Here is a 17,793-nt window from a genome sequence, read left to right on the forward strand (position 1 = left end):
GGGTTATACTCGCGCATTTTTTACGGAACTGCACATGAAGAGCCTCTACCGCAAAGTCCTTGCCATTATTTTCTCTGCTATTTTTCATGGCATCTCACTATTGATGGTCATCTTGACCCTGCACTCGTTTGTGCTGACTCTATACAGTGATGGCACTGCAGAATTGATTGCCGTACTGCTCAAAGCGATCAATACACTGGTGATTGCGCTTGCGATGTTCGAGCTCGGCATCGGGGTTGGCAAAGAGTACACCAACAGCGAAGAAGGCAATATTTATCGCGATATTCGCCGCACCATTACCCGCTTCGTCGGCACGGTGACTATTGCTTTGGTACTCGAAGGGTTGATCATGATCATCAAGTACAGCCAGCTCGATATGGCCGGTAATCTGATCTATCCAATATTAGTGATCGTCGCGGCTGCAATATTACTCGTCGGGCTGGGCGCTTTCTTGCACCTGAGCAAGACCAGTAGCCACGAACACAATAAAGCCAATTAAAGCATTTCCAGCGCACAAAAAAAGCCGGGGGATTCCCGGCTTTTTTGCGTCAAGCAAGCAAAAATTACATTTTTGCTTCTGTTTTGACTGCAGCTTCAGTAACTTTCTCACCAGCTTTCTGGACGTCTTGACCAGCGCCAGCAACAGTGTTGCAGCCAAACATTGCGAATGCACTCAAAGCAGCAACAACAGGAAGTAATTTACGCATAATGATCTCCTACGAGGTTGATGATCAAGGCCACAGTGGCCTCTTGTCGCGAATTATCGCACACTTTGGCTGTTGTACAAGTACAACAATCATATACATTACTTAATGTTTCTCCTTCCGAAACAAACTGGAACCCACATCACAATTCCTGTACTGCATACACCCTTATGCACGCTCTATAGGCACGAATTTTGCTATACTCGCCCTGATCATTTTTGTTGAGGGTTTGACCATGCAGGATTTACTCGGCGGCGCAGAAATTGGCTTTCCGATTTTCGTCATAATTATTGTTTTTCTCGTCTTTTGGCTTGGTAAAAAAGCCATTCAGATCGTCAGCCAAGGGATGGAGTACACCGTCCTGCGCTTTGGTAAATACAACCGCACTTTAGAGCCAGGCTTCCATATTCTTGTGCCTTTTTACGAAAAAATTGGCCATAAGATCAACATGAAAGAGCGCGTCCTTGACGTCCCGCGCCAAGAAGTCATTACGCTTGATAATGCCATCGTCAGCGTTGACGGCGTAGTCTTTTTCCAAGTGATGGACGCAGCAAAAGCGGCCTACGCCGTTGATGAGCTCGAATACGCCATTTTAAATTTGAGCATGACCAACTTGCGTACGGTAATGGGTTCTATGGCACTCGACGACCTGCTTTCCAAACGCGACGACATCAACATCCGCCTGCTATCAACCATCGATCATGCCACCAACCCTTGGGGCGTCAAAGTGACCCGCGTTGAAATCAAGGATATTTCGCCGCCAATTGAGCTCGCCGAAGCCATGGCTCGCCAAATGAAAGCCGAGCGTATCAAGCGTGCAGAAATTCTCGAAGCCGAAGGCCGCCGTCAATCAGAAATTCTCGCAGCAGAAGGTGAAAAACAATCTGAAATCCTGCAAGCCGAAGGCCGCAAAGCGGCAGCATTTCTCGATGCAGAGGCGCGTGAACGCATGGCGCAAGCTGAAGCACGCGCAACTGCCATGGTCTCTCGTGCCATTGCCGAAGGTGATATGAACGCGATCAACTACTTCGTCGCGCAGAAATACGTCGAGGCACTGGGCAAATTTGCTGACAGCGATCAGCAAAAAACCTTCTTCATGCCGATGGAATCCAACGGCATTCTTGGCGCACTTGGCGGCATGGCTGAAATGCTCAAGCAAGCCAGCAAGGAAGACAAATCATGAGCCACTGGCTGATTGAGCCCGTATTTTGGAATTGGCTGATTTTATGCGGGCTGTTCATGTTGATGGAGATTTTTACGGTCACGTTCTTCTTCCTCACATGGGCAACTGCCGCAGCCATCATGGCTGTGATCCTGCTCATGTGGCCGACATTATCATGGCAAAACCAAGGGCTGATCTTCGCGGTATTGTCTTTACTCGCCATCGGCTTTTGGTGGCTTTTTGCCCGCCACTGGCAGAAAAACCCGAACGACCAAGCTGGCAAGCTTAACAATCGTGGCCGCGCCTTGCTTGGGCGTACCTTTATCTTGCGCCAGCCGATTGAGCAGCAATACGGGCAATTGCATATTGACGACAGCTTATGGACGATCCACTGCGCAGAAGACTTACCCGCTGGCACTAAAGTGATCATCACCGATATCGACAGCCTCACACTCTTGGTGAAACGTGCCGATTAATAGCCATCTGATATCTACTCTTCTTATCACACTGCGCAACAGCCTCTGCGCATTGCTCAGCGCAATCGTGCTGGGCGCAAGCAACCTCGCCTATGCCAACTACAGCCAACAAACCATTGACGGCATCACCTACGGCATTTTTCAAGCCGAACCGGCACAAGTATCGCTGCATTGGCGCGATGGCAACGACCAAGCCTACCGTAGCCTTGGCAAGCTGAAATCGGCACTGACGGCAGAAAACCGCCAAGTTTTAATGCTGATGAATGCCGGTATTTACAGTAAGGATTACACCCCCGCCGGGCTATGGGTTGAGCACGGCAAGTTAATCGCGCCACTTAACCGCAACGCCGGAAAAGGCAACTTCCACATCCAGCCCAACGGTGTTTTTTGGCTCAAGAATGGCCGTGCGCACATCAACACCACCGCGGCTTACGCGAAATACGCACCCAAGCCCGACTACGCTGTGCAATCTGGCCCAATGCTCGTCATCGACAGTAAAATCAACAGCCGCTTCATCAAAGGCCTATCCAGCCCCTATTCACGCAATGCCGTCTGCACGACCAAAGACAACAAGCTGCTCTTTATTCTCACTGAAAAGCGCCAAGACGAATGGCCGAGCTTTTACCGCCTAGCCAGTGCTCTACAAGACATTGGCTGCCATCAAGCACTCTACCTCGATGGCTCAATCTCGAACTGGTACATCCCAGGCGTCAGCAGTACTTTTCATTGGCCTGATTTTGTCGGCATCATCGCCGTCACAACCGCGAAATAATCATCATGACTTCAATAAACCCCTATTACGCAGCACTCGACCTCGGCTCTAACAGCTTCCACCTGATCATCGTTAAAGTCACCGACAGTGGCATACAGGAAGTTGACAAGGTCAAGCACATGGTTCGCCTCGGCGAAGGTCTGACCAAAGACGGCGTCATCAGCCACGACGCCTTTGATCGCGGCCTCGAAGCACTCACGCAAATGGGGCAGCTGATCAGCAATATTCCGCGTGAGCAGGTCCGCGCGGTCGGCACCAATACCTTACGTGTCGCCGAGAATGGCGCAGAGTTTCTTGCCAAAGGTGAAGCCGTACTCGGGCACAACATCGAAATCATCAGTGGGCAGGAAGAAGCACGCCTGATCTATCTCGGCATCACAGAGCACAACCACTTTAAAGACCACAACCTCGTCATCGACATTGGCGGCGGCTCAACTGAGATGATCGCCGGGCAAAACAGCCAGCCCGAACTATTGCGCTCAATGAAAATTGGCTGCGCCAATATGGCACGACGCTTTTTCCACAAAGGCCGAATCAACAAAGGGGCAATCAAAAAAGCGATGAATCACGTCGGGCAAACTGTCGAGCCACACATTCTCGCTTATCAAAATTACCCGCGCCAGCGCGTTATCCTCAGCTCCGGCACAGCCAAAAGCGTACTGCGCGTCATTCAAAACGAACGCCCTGAAGCCAACCACGTCACCGCCAAAGATTTAAACCGCCTGCTCGATACCCTGCAAATGATCGGCCATGCAGATAAAATCAGTGCGGCGCTCGGCATCGACCCCGCGCGTGCCTATGGCTTTACTGGCGGCGTCTGTATCCTCGCAGCATTATTCAAGCATCTTGATATAGAGGCTGCCGTCGTCTCACAGGAAGCCTTGCGCGAAGGTGTCCTGCTCGAACTGATGGGGCGCACCGACGGCTACGGCGATGAACGCGAGCGTACCGTCACGGCTTTGCAGCAACGCTTTAATATCGACACCACGCACGCAGCACGCGTAACCATTCTCGCTCGCCATTTAAGCCGCAGTCTTGGCGTCAACGCGCCACCACGCTTTGATCCACTACTCGAATACGCCGGTGAATTACACGAGATTGGCCTTGCTGTTTCTCTCGGCAAGCACCAAAACCACGGTGCATACCTGATCCGCCATCTCGACATGCCCGGCTTCTCCCACCTCATGCAGCAGATCATGGCTCTGCTGGTCAAAGGTCAGCGTAAAAAACTACCTGGCAAGTATCTCGACAAACTGCCCAAAGCTCAGCGTAAGTTCACTTGGCAATTCTGCCTGTGCCTGCGCCTTGCTGTCTTGATTTACCGCAGCCGCATCGACCTTGACCCGGCAAACTACCCCACTTTCAGCGTTGATGAACACAAGAATTACACCCTCACCTTCCCGGCTGGTTACCTCGATGCACACCCACTCACCATGGCCGACTTGCAAGAGGAAAGTGAATTGTGGGCTGAATCCGGCAAGCTCACACTAAATATCATTGAAGCACCACAAAGTGAGGCTACTGCATCAACGCCAGAATCAACGGAAAAGTAATTCACCATCAAATATATAATGACATTATCAAGATCGAAAATTCGTAACATTTATCGTGCTTTAATGGTATTAAATTGATAAATTTTGTAAAATAAATCCTTTTCAGCGATTAATTTATGCTCGACTCACTGCTGTCATTTTTCATGGACTACGGATACGTTGCAGTATTCTCGATACTGCTGCTATGCGGCATGGGCGTTCCTATCCCTGAGGACGTTACCCTCGTTGCAGGCGGCGTACTTGCCGGGCTTGGCGCAGCGAATGTGCATATCATGGTCTTGGTCAGCTATCTCGGCGTCATGGCCGGGGACTCCATCATGTTTGGCCTTGGTTATTTCTTTAATGATCGCCTGCGCCAAAGCCGCTGGTTCGCAAAAATTCTCAGCCCGCCGCGGATGATGAAAATCGACAGCCTTTACGGCCGCTACAACAACCGCGTGCTATTCATGGCGCGCTTTATGCCCGGCTTGCGCGCACCTGTATTCGTCATGGCGGGGATGAATCCGCACATTTCATTTTGGCGCTTTCTGGTCATGGACGGCCTCGCGGCACTGATTTCCGTGCCTGTCTGGGTCTATATCGGTGACTACGGCGCAGAAAACCACGACTGGCTGCTGAAAGTCATTCACGAATTCAAATGGGCTATTTTTGCACTGATCGCTGTCGCCATTATTTACTGGTGGTTCTACCGCCGCGGCAAACAAAAACGCCTGAAAAGCCTCATCGCTGAGCGCGCTGCCCGCGCTTGCAACAGAAAGAACCATAAAGACGACGATCAGCAAGACGACTGACGCAGATGATTAATCACGACCGTCTGCAAAACAAACTCACCATCCTCGCCGACGCAGCAAAATACGACGTTTCATGCTCATCCAGCGGCGGCAAGCGCGATAATAAAGGCGGCCTCGGCAATGCTTCAAAAAGCGGCATTTGCCACACCTACACCGAAGACGGCCGCTGCGTCTCCCTGCTGAAAATTCTGCTCAGCAATCACTGCATCTACGACTGTGCCTATTGCGTCTCACGTAGCAGCAATGATGTCGAGCGGGCTGCATTCACCGTCGAAGAAGTCGTCGCGCTAACCATCAACTTCTACCGCCGCAACTACATCGAAGGGCTCTTTCTCAGCTCAGGCATCTTCAAAAATCCTGATCACACCATGTCGCGCATGATCCTGATCGCCAAAAAGCTGCGCGAAGAGGAAAACTTCCACGGCTACATCCACTTAAAAACCATCCCCAAAGCTGCGCCTGAGCTGATCCGCGAAGCCGGGCTTTACGCTGACCGCCTCAGCATCAACATGGAAATTCCCACTCCTTCAGGTCTTGCCAAACTCGCGCCGGAAAAAGACCATCAAGACATGATCGCACCAATGAAAACCGTGCGTGATGAAATCGTCGCACTCAAAGACATGCGCAAGACGATCAAATCCACCCCAAAATTCGCCCCGGCCGGGCAAAGCACCCAGCTCATCGTCGGCGCAACTGCGGAAACCGACCGCCAAATTATCGACGTCGCCAATAACTGCTACAAAAAGCTACAGCTCAAGCGCGTCTATTATTCCGGCTACGTTCCTGTACTTGAGGACAGTCGCCTGCCGGCCATCGGCACTGCCGTACCGCAAGTGCGTGAGCACCGCCTCTATCAAGCTGACTGGCTGATGCGCTTTTACGGCTTTCAGGCTGATGAAATTCTCGACCGACAAAGCCCGTTTCTAGACCTCGACATAGACCCCAAGCTTGCGTGGGCACTACGCCACCGCCACCAATTCCCCATCCACATCCAATACGCGCCGCTGGAAATGATTCTGCGCGTCCCCGGCATCGGCAGCAAAAGCGCACATAAGATCGTCGCCGCGCGGCGTAACGAACGTCTCACCCTTGAGCACATCCGCAAAATGGGCGCTGCAGTCAATCGCGCAAAATACTTCATCATCACCAACGAACACAATCCGCACCTGCACCAGCTTGACGACCTCGACCTCAAGCAGCGCCTCGCAACTGGCAGCCACAGTAAATACAAGCAGGCATTATCCGGGCAAATGCCGCTGTTCACATGAAAGACGTCATCCTGCGCCACGACGGCAGCTTCGACGGATTCCTTAGCGCCGTATTCACCGCCTACGAACGCAAACTCATCAAAAGTGACATACGTTTGCGCATCACCAATACAAACGCGCCAGCAGACCTCTTTGCACGTAGCTTTGAGCTCACAACCGACCCTGAAAAAGCGCAGCGTGTATGGCGTCGGCTCCATGCCTTGTGGGGCGCAGAAGGCGTACGCTATTTTCTCAAAGGCGCACTCTACGACTGCACCGAACGCGACACCGTACTGCTCGGCGTGATCCGCCACAGTATTGCCAATGCACCGCGCAGCGTTTTTACTGATTACGCCCACGACGACATCCTGACCCTCAGCCAGTGGGTCAAAAGCGTCCAGCGAGAAATGCACCGCATGAAAGCCTTTGTCCGCTTTGCCAAAGCCGCAGACGGCATTTATTGCGCCCCCGTTGCACCGGATTTTGACGTCCTGCCCCTGATCGCGCCCTTCTTTGCCCGCCGCTACGCAGATCAGCGTTGGTTAATTGCCGACATGCGCCGCCAATACGCCGTTTACTACGACCTCACCAGCACAACCTTACTTGCGCTAGATGAGCTGGCTATTCAAGGCTGGGAGCAGCAAAATGTTGATGCCGAAGAACCTTTCTACCAGCGCCTGTGGCAAGACTATTTCCGCGCTACCAACATTGCAGAGCGCGCCAACCGCCGCCTGCACATCCAGCATATGCCGCTGCGTTACTGGCGCTACCTCACTGAAAAACAGCATGCCCCAAAGCCAATTACAACGGAGAAGAAGTAAAGCGTGTTGCACAATGTTCATAGTCAAACAGCGTTGGCTATGTGAAGATAAATCTTTCATATTTTTGAGGATAAAGACATGAGCAATCACGACACGATCGAAATTATCCGCAGCATCATTGCAGACGCCAAGTTTGCCATGCTCACGACGCAATGTGACAAAGGCCATCTGCACGCCAGCCCAATGACCACTCAAAAAACCGACGACCAGCCACACAAGCTTTGGTTTTTGATGAGCAAAGGCAGCGACGCGGTCAAGCACATGCAAGAACGCCCACAAGTGAACCTCGCCTATCAAGATGGCGGTGACTATCTCTCAATCAGCGGCACAGCATCCCTGCTCAATGATCAAGCAAAAATTGATGTATTGTGGAGCGATGCCTATGAAGCCTTTTTTGACGGCGCCCACGACTCAGACATCCAGCTGGTCTGCATCGAAGCAAACAGCGCGCAATACTGGAAAAGCGGCGGCAAAGTAAATAGCGCCTTCCAACTCGCCAAAGCAGCATTAACCGGCGACAAAACCGCCGATGATCTTGGTGAAACCCGCTCAATTGATCTGTAACACATAATGCACAGTGACTACCCGCCAAGCCCTGCTTTACGCAGGGCTTTTACTATCTAGCCAAATCACTGAACGTCAAATTGTACTTAGCCAAATATTTGCGCAGGCGGTCGCTGTCGTTGGGGTTTTTCAGCTTTTTACGCGACTCGGCAAACAATGCACGCCCCGCCTCGGCTTGGCTACGGTACTGACGACAGACGCGCACCACACCGGCCAGCTGGATGCGCTCAAATTCATCCATAGCCGCAACGGCTTCAGCACCGAGTAATTCACCCAGCTGCTCGGCTTCATCGTGATTTCTCCTATCCACATCTCCAGCCCACAGACGGCGCAATCGTGCAATTTCAGCGGCGACGTCATCGCGGGTGATGCGTTGCTTGTCAGCAAGCGTGGTCATGCGTGTCATTGATGCGGCCAGATCGCGGAAATTGCCGCGCCAAGTTGCTTCCGCACTGGTGGCAAAATCAAGATAATCAGCGCGTGCGTCAGTGTTAAAGCGGTAATTGCGCTGATCGAGCTGGCTCAGGCGCGCCAGCTCAAAGTCGAGGTTAGCCGGTAAGTCTTCGAGGCGGTCTTTCAGCGCGGGCAAGAAGAACGTCCATGTATTCAAGCGCGAGAACAAATCCTCGCGGAAGCTGCCCTCGCGTACTGCGTCGCGCAGGTCTTTATTCGTCCCGGCCATCAGTTGAAAATCCGCCTTGACCGGCTTGTCGCTACCGACCGGATAAAAATGCTTTTCTTCCAGTACAGTGAGCAGCATCGCCTGCTCATCCAACCCCAGCTCACCAATTTCATCGAGGAACAGCAAGCCACCATCGGCTTTTTTGAGCAAACCGTCGCGTGCCTGCACTGCGCCGGTAAATGCACCGCGCACATGACCAAACAGCGTACTGCTTGCGGTATCGCCGCGTAAAGTTGCGCAGTTAATATCAACCAACTCACCGCTCAGCTGATGGCGGCTTTTCTTGAGCCGGTAAAGCTGGCGCGCCAACTGGGACTTACCCGCACCAGTCGCACCAATCAGCAGAATTGGTGCAGTGGAGCGCTGCGCGACGGTTTCCAATTCGCGAATCATGCGGTTATACGCCGGATTTTCGGTCGCAATATTGGCTTTCAGCGTCTGCCAGTTTTCTTCCAAGCGCGCCTGCACACTGGCGGTAAGCTGATCGTAGCGCGATAGATCGAGGTCGATAATCTGGTACTCACCGCGGATGTCGCTACGATTACGCGGCACTGGTGAGCTTTGAATCAATTGCGCCGGAAGATAACCGGCATTGACGAGCATAAACCAGCAAATCTGCGCCACGTGCGTGCCGGTGGTGAGGTGCAGCAAGTAGCGCGCATCGCGCTCAAAAGTAAAATCCGCACAGAAGTCGTAAAGCAGCTGATAGACGTCAGCAAAATCCCACGGGTTGGGCATTCGCACGGGGATCGAGACAACCTGCGTATGCGGGCTAACCAGAGCAATATCTTCTGCAACTTGCTTAAACAGCCGCTGTGCTTCCGGTTGGTGGAGTAAGTACAGCGTATCGATCAATAAATCATCCTGCATACACAGGCCGACATTTGGCCGCCAGCGCAACCAGCGGTTATCACTAAAGCCGTTATCAAGCGTTGTGCCAAGAAAGCCAATCACACAGGTTTTCATCGAGATATTTTTCTATATTGATAGATTAATTTCTATTTTACCAACAAAAACAGATTTCCATTCATAAAATTTATTTTTGCAAAATAAAATAATATTCAAATAGATATGAATTTATTTTGCTACTTTACGCTTTTTGGCACATCCACAGCAAAGTAAGCACCGAGTTGGTTTTATGCCAAGCAACACATAATGCCTCTGGCAAAGACCAAATCCGCTAATAACGAAAGAAATTGACGATAAAAAGAAGGAACACAACATGACACAACCAATCGGACACTCAATCTTACAACCGGACAACGCACACCCAATCCGCTTGTGGACGAATGGTGTGCCGGTCGATGAAAAAGCCAAAGATCAGCTCACCAAAGCCGCACAAATGCCGTTTATCTACAAATGGCTGGCGGTGATGCCGGATGTACACGTCGGCATTGGTGCGACGATTGGCAGTGTCATCCCGACCAAAGAGGCGATCATTCCAGCAGCGGTTGGGGTTGATATTGGCTGTGGCATGATGGCGGTGCAAACCAGCCTGCATGCCAATGACTTACCCGACAACTTGCACGGTTTGCGCAGCGAACTCGAGCGCGTGATCCCACATGGCCGCACCGGCAGACGCGGCGGCAAGCGCGACAAAGGTGCATGGGAAAACCCGACCGAGCGCGTCGATCACGGCTGGGCAAAGCTGGCCGATGATTTCGCGCTGATTTGCGACAAGCATCCGCGCCTGAAAAACACCAACAACCGCAAGCATCTCGGCACGCTGGGGACGGGTAACCACTTCGTTGAAGTCTGCCTCGATGAGCATCAGCAAGTATGGATCATGCTGCATTCCGGCAGCCGCGGAGTTGGTAACGCGATCGGCAACTACTTTATCGAGCTGGCGCGGGAAGACATGCGCAAATGGTTCATCAATTTGCCAGACAAAGATTTGGCTTACTTTGCCGAAGGTACTGAGCATTTTGACGACTACTGGTTTGCGGTCGGCTGGGCACAACGCTTTGCCTACACCAACCGCGAAATCATGATGGAAAGCGCGATTACCGCACTGCGCAAGGTGATCGATAAGCCGTTTGACGCTGCGGTGAAAGCGGTGAATTGCCACCACAACTACGTGGCGCGCGAAGAACACTACGGCGAGGAAATACTCGTCACACGTAAAGGTGCGGTGCGTGCAAGAGTTGGTGAATACGGGATTATTCCCGGCTCGATGGGTGCAAAGTCGTTCATCGTGCGCGGCAAAGGCAACGCCGAATCGTTTTGCTCGTGCTCGCACGGCGCAGGACGGGTGCTGTCGCGCACCGAAGCGAAAAAGCGCTTTGGCATTGACGACCAAATTGCGCAGACCGAAGGCGTCGAGTGCCGCAAGGATGCTGCGGTGATTGATGAAATCCCCGCAGCATACAAAGACATCGATGCTGTCATGCAGGCGCAGAATGAACTTGTCGAAATTGTGCATACGCTAAAGCAAGTCGTATGCGTTAAAGGATGATTGCCGAGCCCTTTCGCTTTCAATCATGAATTTTGCCTGAAAGCGAAGCTTATGCGGCAATAAAACAGGAGGTAAATATGACGATTATTCTCACCGGAAGCGGCAGTATCGTTTACTGCCACTTTGAGCACGAACCACAACCAAGCGACATCGCCCTGCTGCGCGACTGGATCAATACCCAGCGCGGCACGGTCACCCTATGCGGTGAATACGCCGCCAATGTGTTCGCCGAGCTGTTAACTGACAAGCCCGCCAATTGCCACCTGAATTACCGCAATAACGACGCGATGCCAACCAATAAAGACTGGCAACTAACCATAAACGGAGTAAACCATGAAACTTGCTGGAGCCCTGATTATCCGCGCGGATTTGCAAAAAAAAGCGCGCCGCGCTCAAGCAGCGCCTTACCGCCAACTGCCAAGTGCAGGAAGGCGAACTGCCAGCTGAATCACCACAGGATTTGCTGGTTGAAGCGCAGCGCGTCATTGGCGAGCTCGGTACGCTGATCCAGCGTATTCACCGCACCAATGCCGAAGCCAAAGCTGCTGATGGGCGCAGTATGCTTGATCTGTTGATTGAGCGTGATACGCTGGCTGACCGCCACGCCTTGCTGCAACACGCCATTGCAAGCTGCGACACCAGCAACGGGCGCTATAGCTACCGCGAAATCCGCTGGCAAACCATGCTCGACATCGCTGCTTTGCAAAAGCAGGCCGATGACATTGCCGTCAAGCTGCGCAACCTGAATATGACAATTCAAGCTGCGAACTGGCAAGTCGAGCTGATGGAATAGTATTTTTACGTTTTCGGACACATCGGGCGAGTACAAAGATGCCGTTGCCGCCACAAGCGAGGCATTGAAAATATATCGCAGTGGCAAATACGATGCATGTGAGCCGTGCAATGTGCAAAAAGGCACTCACTACTCAGGCTCAATATCATGCACAAGGCAAAACGGTCTTCCCGGCTGCATACTTGTTATTATTCATTACCATGTACTGACGATGTGTCCCCTCTTTATTCAGGAACCAACCATGCACAAGCTAATCCTCGATGGCCGCCACGGCGAAGGTGGCGGGCAAATCCTACGCACTGCGCTGGCGTTATCGGTCATCACCGGTACGCCGTTCACGCTAAACCACATCCGTGCCGGGCGTGCCAAGCCGGGCCTGATGCGTCAGCATCTCGCCTGCGTCCGCGCCGCACAAACCATCAGCGATGCAGACGTCATTGGCGGAGAATTGGACAGCCAGACCTTGCACTTCCATCCGCATGCTCTGCGCGGCGGCGACTACGTATTTGATATTGGCAGCGCGGGCAGCACTACCCTCGTACTACAAACCATATTGCCAGCCCTGCTTTGCGCTGAGGATGCCAGCAGCGTCAACATCAAAGGCGGCACGCACAACCCGTTTGCACCTACTGCCGATTTTCTAATTGACGCCTTTGCGCCTGCTATTGCGGACATGGGGTTGCACGTCGACCTCGATTGCTCGCAGGCGGGATTTTATCCACTCGGTGGCGGTACGTTAACCGCACATATCAAGCCACGCAGTGCCACGAAAATACCTTTTGATCGCCGTGAACGCGGCAATTTACGCAACGTACGCATCTGCGTTGGGGCACTCAACCTTGAGCGCAAGATTGCCGAGCGCATCATTAAAAGCGCAAGCAAGCATCTCAACCATATCGAAGCAACATACGACATTGTGCATTTCAAAGGCATTGGGCAAGGCATCGTCGCCAGCGCTACGGTCGAGAGTGAGCATCACCGCGAAGCATTTACCGTACTTGGTGACCCCAAAGTTCGTGCTGAAAACGTCGGCAAACGCCTCGCCGGGCAGGTCAAACGCTATTTGCAGCAAAATGCCTGCGTCGATGAGTACCTAACCGATCAGTTGCTATTGCCTCTTGCACTCACTGGTGGCGGACAATTCAGCTCGCGCTTCATCAGCGAACATACCCGCACGCAGATCAACACCATCAGCCAGTTTTTGCCTTGCCACATCAGCCATGATGAAGATGAGCACGGCGCACACACATTAATCGTCAAGCCATAAAAAAACGCCCCGTCATTTACGACGGAGCGTTTTTCTCTCATTCAGCAATAGCTGAACTTTAAAGGCATTTAGCTAAATTAAGATTTTTTGCCCTGATTAGCCACCGCCTCCATCAACTTCGCCACTTCTTCCTCACTACCGAGGAAGCGGCAGTTCAGTGGGCGCAGGTTGTCGTCGAGCTCATAAACGATCGGCACGCCGGTCGGGATATTGAACTCAAGGATTTCTTCGTTGCTCATATCGTCGAGGTATTTAACCAATGCACGCAGGCTGTTGCCGTGTGCGACGATGAGTGGCGTTTTGCCGCTGCGCAGTGCTGGCACGATGCGATCCTGCCAATAAGGCAATACGCGCTCGATGGTCATTTCCAGGCTTTCCCCGCGTGGCAACGATTTAGCGTCCATTTTTGCGTAGCGCGCATCATTCTGCGGCAGGCGCTCGTCGCCATCTTCAAGGAACGGAGGTGGCACGTCAAAACTGCGGCGCCAGATTTTCACCTGATCCTCGCCGTGCTTTTCAGCCGTTTCAGCTTTATTCAGGCCTTGCAGTGCACCGTAGTGGCGCTCATTCAAGCGGAAGCTGCGCTCAACCGGCAGATACATCAAGCCCATTTCATCAAGCGCAATCCACATGGTGCGAATCGCGCGCTTGAGTACCGAGGTGAATACGGTATCAATCCCCAGATCAGCTTCCTTAAGCTGCTGACCGGCGCGCTTTGCTTCTTCACGACCCTGATCAGTCAAATCAACATCATGCCAACCGGTAAAGCGGTTTTCCAGATTCCAGGTGCTCTGCCCGTGGCGCAATAAAACAAGCGTATAAGCCATGCCAACTCCTTAGTTATTGACAAATAAACAGGCTGCATCATAGCAGAACAGCGCAATTTAGGGCGAGGCGAAGATATCCTCAGGCAACCATTACCCATTTCACCCCATGACCACGAGCAGATACAGCAAATAACGCCCCCTCCAAACCGGTTTAATTATTCCGTAATTATAGAATTTTGGAATTACGATATTATTTTTAACAAAATCAGAGAAGGTATAGGAGACTTTATGCAAGTTAAGAATATTGACGAACGCGTACGGATACTCGAAGATCAAGTTGCGCAACTACTGGCACAACTCAATACACCTGCGCCAACAACTAAAGCAACCGACAAGACATTTGCCGCACTCAATAACCTACAGCAACAAACAGCAGATGCAGCACAAGGCGCTGTGATGTTCAGCGGCTATTACCGCCAGAATGCAGGCAGTAAAAATGAAGCCGAATGGCAATATACGGTGGAAAACAGCGAACTGCTAGCTAGTGACTGGGCATCATTAGCCGAGCCGCTGGCCGCCCTCTCTCATCCGGTGCGTTTGTCTTTACTGCAAGGGATTTTTCAAGGCGAAACCACAGCCGCAAACTTGGCAGCCCAGCTCGGGCTAGGCTCGACGGGGCAGGTTTATCACCATCTCAACGCGCTACAGAGTGCCGGCTGGATTCGCCGCACTGTAGCCGAAGGCTATAACGTCCCGGCAGAGCGCATGATTGCGCTGCTGGTTATTCTACTTGCTGCGCAGCGCTAATCTTTCATCACCATCATCATTTCTTCACTGAGGAGAACGATTATGCAAAAGCCAACCGTCATAGACCGCGCACGACGTGCCATCTCCGGCATAACGCCCCTACCATTCTGGCTGTTTATTGGCTGGATAGGCTTGGCAGCAGCTTTGAACATACCACCACATGCACCGTTCTTTACCGTATTTGTCCTGCTGCTAGCGATGATGTTCATCCAGCCGCGCAAAGTAGATTATGACCCTGTCGAGATTACATCTCCCGTGCAAGGCACATTCATGGCATTAAACAGCCCGGCTGATAAAGTACCCAGCCACGGCACCCGCCACTTGGGGCAAACCTGGGGCATTGATTTTTTGCATAGACGCGAAGACTTCGGCACAGTACCGTGGTGCAACGGCTTCAGACCCGCCACGTCTTTCTCCTCATTCGGTGAACCGGTTTACGCCGTTGCTGATGGTGTGGTGGTCAGTTGCGATCAACAGCTCAACGACCATCGCAGCCGCAGCAGCTATCCTGCACTGCTGTTTATGATGACGCTGGAAGCACTGGTGCGCAGCATACTGCCGCCACGCTTCACGCTCGGCAACCATATCGTCATCGATCACGGCAATGGCGTGTACTCGCTCTATGCACACCTGCGCAAAGGAAGCGCATGGGTCAAGATTGGCGACAGCATCTCGCAAGGCGCAGTCATAGCCGAAATTGGCAATACCGGCAACAGCTCGGAACCGCATTTGCACTTCCAGCTGATGGATCGCAAGTACGCCGCCTCCGCAGCCGGCATACCCTTTCAGCTGAGCGATATCCGCGACGAGGAAGGTAATCGCATCGCAATACCTGAAACTGGCAAGTGCTTTTCTACAGCAGGTGCTAAAGAACTGTAGAAAATATCGATCAAAGGATCTCGTTAAGTAACGCTTCCGGCCGACACAGGCGCGTGCCTTTCTCCGTCGTCACAAACGGGCGCTGAATCAGCACAGGATGGGCGAGCATCATCGCGATGCGCTCGCCGTCATCTAATTCACGCCCTTGTGGATTGAGCTCCTGATACAGCGCTTCATTTTCACGCATAGCCTCGCGTACGCTGATGCCGCTGTCGGCAATCAACTTGCGCAATGTTGCCTCATCCGGCGGATTGTCGAGGTAGTGAATAATCTGCGGCTCGATACCACGCTCACAAATAGCCGCCAGCGTATTGCGCGATTTACTGCATTTCGGGTTGTGGTAAATGGTGATTTGACTCATGCTTTCCTCACAAATTCCTTGCCAACAACGCGTATTGATCAATCTCACCAATATCGGCTTGCACGATCCAGCCGCTGCCTTTGGCTGCATCAATTGCTTCACCATTTTTTGCCAGCCACAATTGATCAAGGGTAATTTCGCGGTTACCACTTGGCGTAATCACTTCGAGGCGGTCGCCAATCGCAAAATGGTTTTTTGCTTCAATCGTCGCGCGACCACTTGCCGGATCATAGCTGGTAATTTCACCGACGAACTGCTGTGTCGCGGCATTGGATGAACCATTGGCGTAATTTTGCTGTGCCTTGATTTGACGGCGCACAAAAAAGCCATCGGTATAACCACGGTTCGCCAGCCCTTCGAGCTTGTCATTAAGTATGGGATTAAATTCACGCCCCGCCAGTGCATCATCTATTGCTTGGCGGTAGAGCTGCGCGGTACGCGCGGCGTAGTAATACGACTTGGTGCGCCCTTCTATTTTCAGGCAATCCACGCCAATCCGCACCAGTTCACCAACGTGCTCAATGGCACGCAGGTCTCGGCTGTTCATAATATAAGTGCCGTGCTCGTCCTCACTGATTTCCATGTATTCACCGGGGCGCTCTTTTTCTTCGAGAAAATACACGCCATCTGCTGCCGGATGGCGCTCGCGGCTGTCCGTGATGCCTTGCAGTGCATCAGGGGAGAAGATCTGATCAGGCGTAGGAATAAAGCTGCCGTCGCTTTCCTCTTGCGCGCCGTGGGTGCTGTATTGCCAGCGGCAAGCATTGGTGCAAGTGCCCTGATTGGGATCGCGGTTATTGAAGTAACCCGAAAGCAGGCAGCGCCCTGAATAAGCGATACACAGCGCGCCGTGAACAAAGACTTCCAGCTCAATGTCCGGGCAACGTTCACGGATTTCAGCGATTTCCTTGAGCGACAGTTCACGCGACAAAATTACGCGGCTAATACCGTTCTGCTGCCAGAACTTGACCGTCGCCCAGTTGACCGTATTGGCCTGCACCGACAAATGGATCGGCAAGTCAGGAAATGCTTCGCGCACTAGCATAATCAAGCCGGGGTCGGACATAATCACCGCGTCCGGCTTAGCTGATAGCGATGGCGTCAGGTCGCGGATCGCCGTTTGCAACTTGTAGTTATGCGGCATGGTATTGACGGTGAGGAAGAACTGCTTGCCTTGCGCATGCGCCTCATCAATCCCGGTTTTCAGGTTGTCGTCGTTAAACTCGTTGCCGCGCATGCGCAAAGAGTAGCGCGCGGCACCGGCATAAACCGCATCCGCACCGTAAGCAAAGGCATAGCGCATGGTTTTTAGCGACCCGGCGGGCGCGAGTAATTCAATATTTGGCTTCATGAAGACTGCTATCGTTTTTAGAATAATATTCGTAATATCCTAGCACAACAGCGGCAAAATCGTCACTGCCACAAATAATACAACTATAGTATGCATTATAAAATTTATACAAATTAAATTAAACTAAATATTTGCAAGTTATGCCAGGTAAGCTAAAATAGCTATCTAGATGGCAACATCTTAATATCAGTTCAACTTTTTTAAAAAATTTTACCACTGAGAAAATAAATTTAGTATAAAAATTACATCACATAAGCGAACTTTTTAACAAAAATCAGGTAACCATTACCGTTTTATAGTAATTTAAAAAATAACTATAAAATACGAATTTTCCAGCAATC

At 51.9% G+C, this 17,793-nt stretch carries 19 protein-coding genes; 14 read left to right on the forward strand and 5 right to left on the reverse strand.

The window, feature by feature from the left end; genetic code table 11:
- Window positions 1-34: 34 nt before the first annotated feature.
- Window positions 35-499 carry a hypothetical protein gene (locus KRX19_11210; GenBank protein MBV7435588.1) on the forward strand — a complete coding sequence of 155 codons (465 nt, stop codon included), beginning with the start codon at window positions 35-37 and terminating at the stop codon, window positions 497-499.
- Window positions 500-563: 64 nt separating this feature from the next.
- Here the strand turns inward: KRX19_11210 and KRX19_11215 are convergent, their stop codons facing one another.
- Complete coding sequence (locus KRX19_11215; GenBank protein MBV7435589.1) at window positions 564-707, reverse strand: entericidin A/B family lipoprotein; 144 nt, start codon at window positions 705-707, stop codon at window positions 564-566.
- A gap of 232 nt (window positions 708-939) precedes the next feature.
- Between KRX19_11215 and KRX19_11220 the strand changes: the two genes are divergently transcribed.
- From KRX19_11220 to KRX19_11255, 8 genes are all read left to right on the forward strand, one after another.
- Window positions 940-1,887 carry an SPFH/Band 7/PHB domain protein gene (locus KRX19_11220; protein MBV7435590.1) on the forward strand — a complete coding sequence of 316 codons (948 nt, stop codon included), beginning with the start codon at window positions 940-942 and terminating at the stop codon, window positions 1,885-1,887.
- Window positions 1,884-2,342, forward strand: coding sequence for an NfeD family protein (locus KRX19_11225; protein MBV7435591.1), 459 nt, complete (start codon window positions 1,884-1,886; stop codon window positions 2,340-2,342). The genes KRX19_11220 and KRX19_11225 overlap by 4 nt, the downstream gene beginning before the upstream one ends.
- Complete coding sequence (locus KRX19_11230) at window positions 2,332-3,114, forward strand: phosphodiester glycosidase family protein (protein ID MBV7435592.1); 783 nt, start codon at window positions 2,332-2,334, stop codon at window positions 3,112-3,114. The genes KRX19_11225 and KRX19_11230 overlap by 11 nt, the downstream gene beginning before the upstream one ends.
- Before the next feature lie 14 nt (window positions 3,115-3,128).
- A complete protein-coding gene (locus KRX19_11235) occupies window positions 3,129-4,667 on the forward strand; it encodes a Ppx/GppA family phosphatase (GenBank protein ID MBV7435593.1) in 1,539 nt (512 codons plus the stop codon).
- 116 nt (window positions 4,668-4,783) lie between these two features.
- Window positions 4,784-5,458: a DedA family protein gene (locus tag KRX19_11240; protein MBV7435594.1), complete on the forward strand. Its 675-nt coding sequence runs from the start codon at window positions 4,784-4,786 to the stop codon at window positions 5,456-5,458.
- Window positions 5,459-5,463: 5 nt separating this feature from the next.
- Window positions 5,464-6,726, forward strand: coding sequence for a putative DNA modification/repair radical SAM protein (locus KRX19_11245; GenBank protein MBV7435595.1), 1,263 nt, complete (start codon window positions 5,464-5,466; stop codon window positions 6,724-6,726).
- Complete coding sequence (locus KRX19_11250; protein ID MBV7435596.1) at window positions 6,723-7,526, forward strand: TIGR03915 family putative DNA repair protein; 804 nt, start codon at window positions 6,723-6,725, stop codon at window positions 7,524-7,526. Before KRX19_11245 ends, KRX19_11250 begins: the two co-directional genes overlap by 4 nt.
- A 78-nt stretch (window positions 7,527-7,604) precedes the next feature.
- Window positions 7,605-8,090: a pyridoxamine 5'-phosphate oxidase family protein gene (locus KRX19_11255; GenBank protein MBV7435597.1), complete on the forward strand. Its 486-nt coding sequence runs from the start codon at window positions 7,605-7,607 to the stop codon at window positions 8,088-8,090.
- A 52-nt stretch (window positions 8,091-8,142) separates the two neighbouring features.
- On the opposite strand, the gene rtcR is transcribed toward KRX19_11255, so the two are convergent.
- A complete protein-coding gene (rtcR, locus tag KRX19_11260) occupies window positions 8,143-9,738 on the reverse strand; it encodes an RNA repair transcriptional activator RtcR (GenBank protein ID MBV7435598.1) in 1,596 nt (531 codons plus the stop codon).
- 268 nt (window positions 9,739-10,006) lie between these two features.
- On the opposite strand from rtcR, the gene KRX19_11265 reads away from it, so the two are divergent.
- From KRX19_11265 to rtcA, 3 genes are all read left to right on the forward strand, one after another.
- Window positions 10,007-11,227: an RtcB family protein gene (locus KRX19_11265; GenBank protein ID MBV7435599.1), complete on the forward strand. Its 1,221-nt coding sequence runs from the start codon at window positions 10,007-10,009 to the stop codon at window positions 11,225-11,227.
- Window positions 11,228-11,594: 367 nt separating this feature from the next.
- Window positions 11,595-12,020 carry a DIP1984 family protein gene (locus tag KRX19_11270; protein MBV7435600.1) on the forward strand — a complete coding sequence of 142 codons (426 nt, stop codon included), beginning with the start codon at window positions 11,595-11,597 and terminating at the stop codon, window positions 12,018-12,020.
- Between the two features lie 241 nt (window positions 12,021-12,261).
- Complete coding sequence (rtcA, locus tag KRX19_11275) at window positions 12,262-13,287, forward strand: RNA 3'-terminal phosphate cyclase (protein MBV7435601.1); 1,026 nt, start codon at window positions 12,262-12,264, stop codon at window positions 13,285-13,287.
- A gap of 77 nt (window positions 13,288-13,364) precedes the next feature.
- Here rtcA and gpmA read toward each other — a convergent pair whose 3' ends face one another.
- The gene (gene gpmA / locus KRX19_11280; GenBank protein ID MBV7435602.1) at window positions 13,365-14,114 is read right to left on the reverse strand and encodes a 2,3-diphosphoglycerate-dependent phosphoglycerate mutase; all 750 of its coding nucleotides are present in this window, start codon (window positions 14,112-14,114) and stop codon (window positions 13,365-13,367) included.
- A 228-nt stretch (window positions 14,115-14,342) separates the two neighbouring features.
- Here gpmA and KRX19_11285 point away from each other — a divergent pair, with 228 nt between their 5' ends.
- Window positions 14,343-14,861, forward strand: a complete 519-nt coding sequence (locus KRX19_11285) for a helix-turn-helix domain-containing protein (protein MBV7435603.1) — start codon at window positions 14,343-14,345, stop codon at window positions 14,859-14,861.
- A gap of 42 nt (window positions 14,862-14,903) precedes the next feature.
- Window positions 14,904-15,740, forward strand: coding sequence for a M23 family metallopeptidase (locus KRX19_11290; GenBank protein ID MBV7435604.1), 837 nt, complete (start codon window positions 14,904-14,906; stop codon window positions 15,738-15,740).
- Window positions 15,741-15,750: 10 nt separating this feature from the next.
- On the opposite strand, the gene arsC is transcribed toward KRX19_11290, so the two are convergent.
- Together arsC and yegQ are read right to left on the reverse strand one after the other, a co-directional pair.
- Window positions 15,751-16,101, reverse strand: a complete 351-nt coding sequence (gene arsC, locus KRX19_11295) for an arsenate reductase (glutaredoxin) (GenBank protein MBV7435605.1) — start codon at window positions 16,099-16,101, stop codon at window positions 15,751-15,753.
- Between the two features lie 7 nt (window positions 16,102-16,108).
- Complete coding sequence (gene yegQ / locus KRX19_11300) at window positions 16,109-17,452, reverse strand: tRNA 5-hydroxyuridine modification protein YegQ (GenBank protein MBV7435606.1); 1,344 nt, start codon at window positions 17,450-17,452, stop codon at window positions 16,109-16,111.
- Window positions 17,453-17,793: the final 341 nt, after the last annotated feature.

The sequence above is a fragment of the Cardiobacteriaceae bacterium TAE3-ERU3 genome, from assembly GCA_019218315.1.
Classification (GTDB): domain Bacteria; phylum Pseudomonadota; class Gammaproteobacteria; order Cardiobacteriales; family Cardiobacteriaceae; genus JAHUUI01.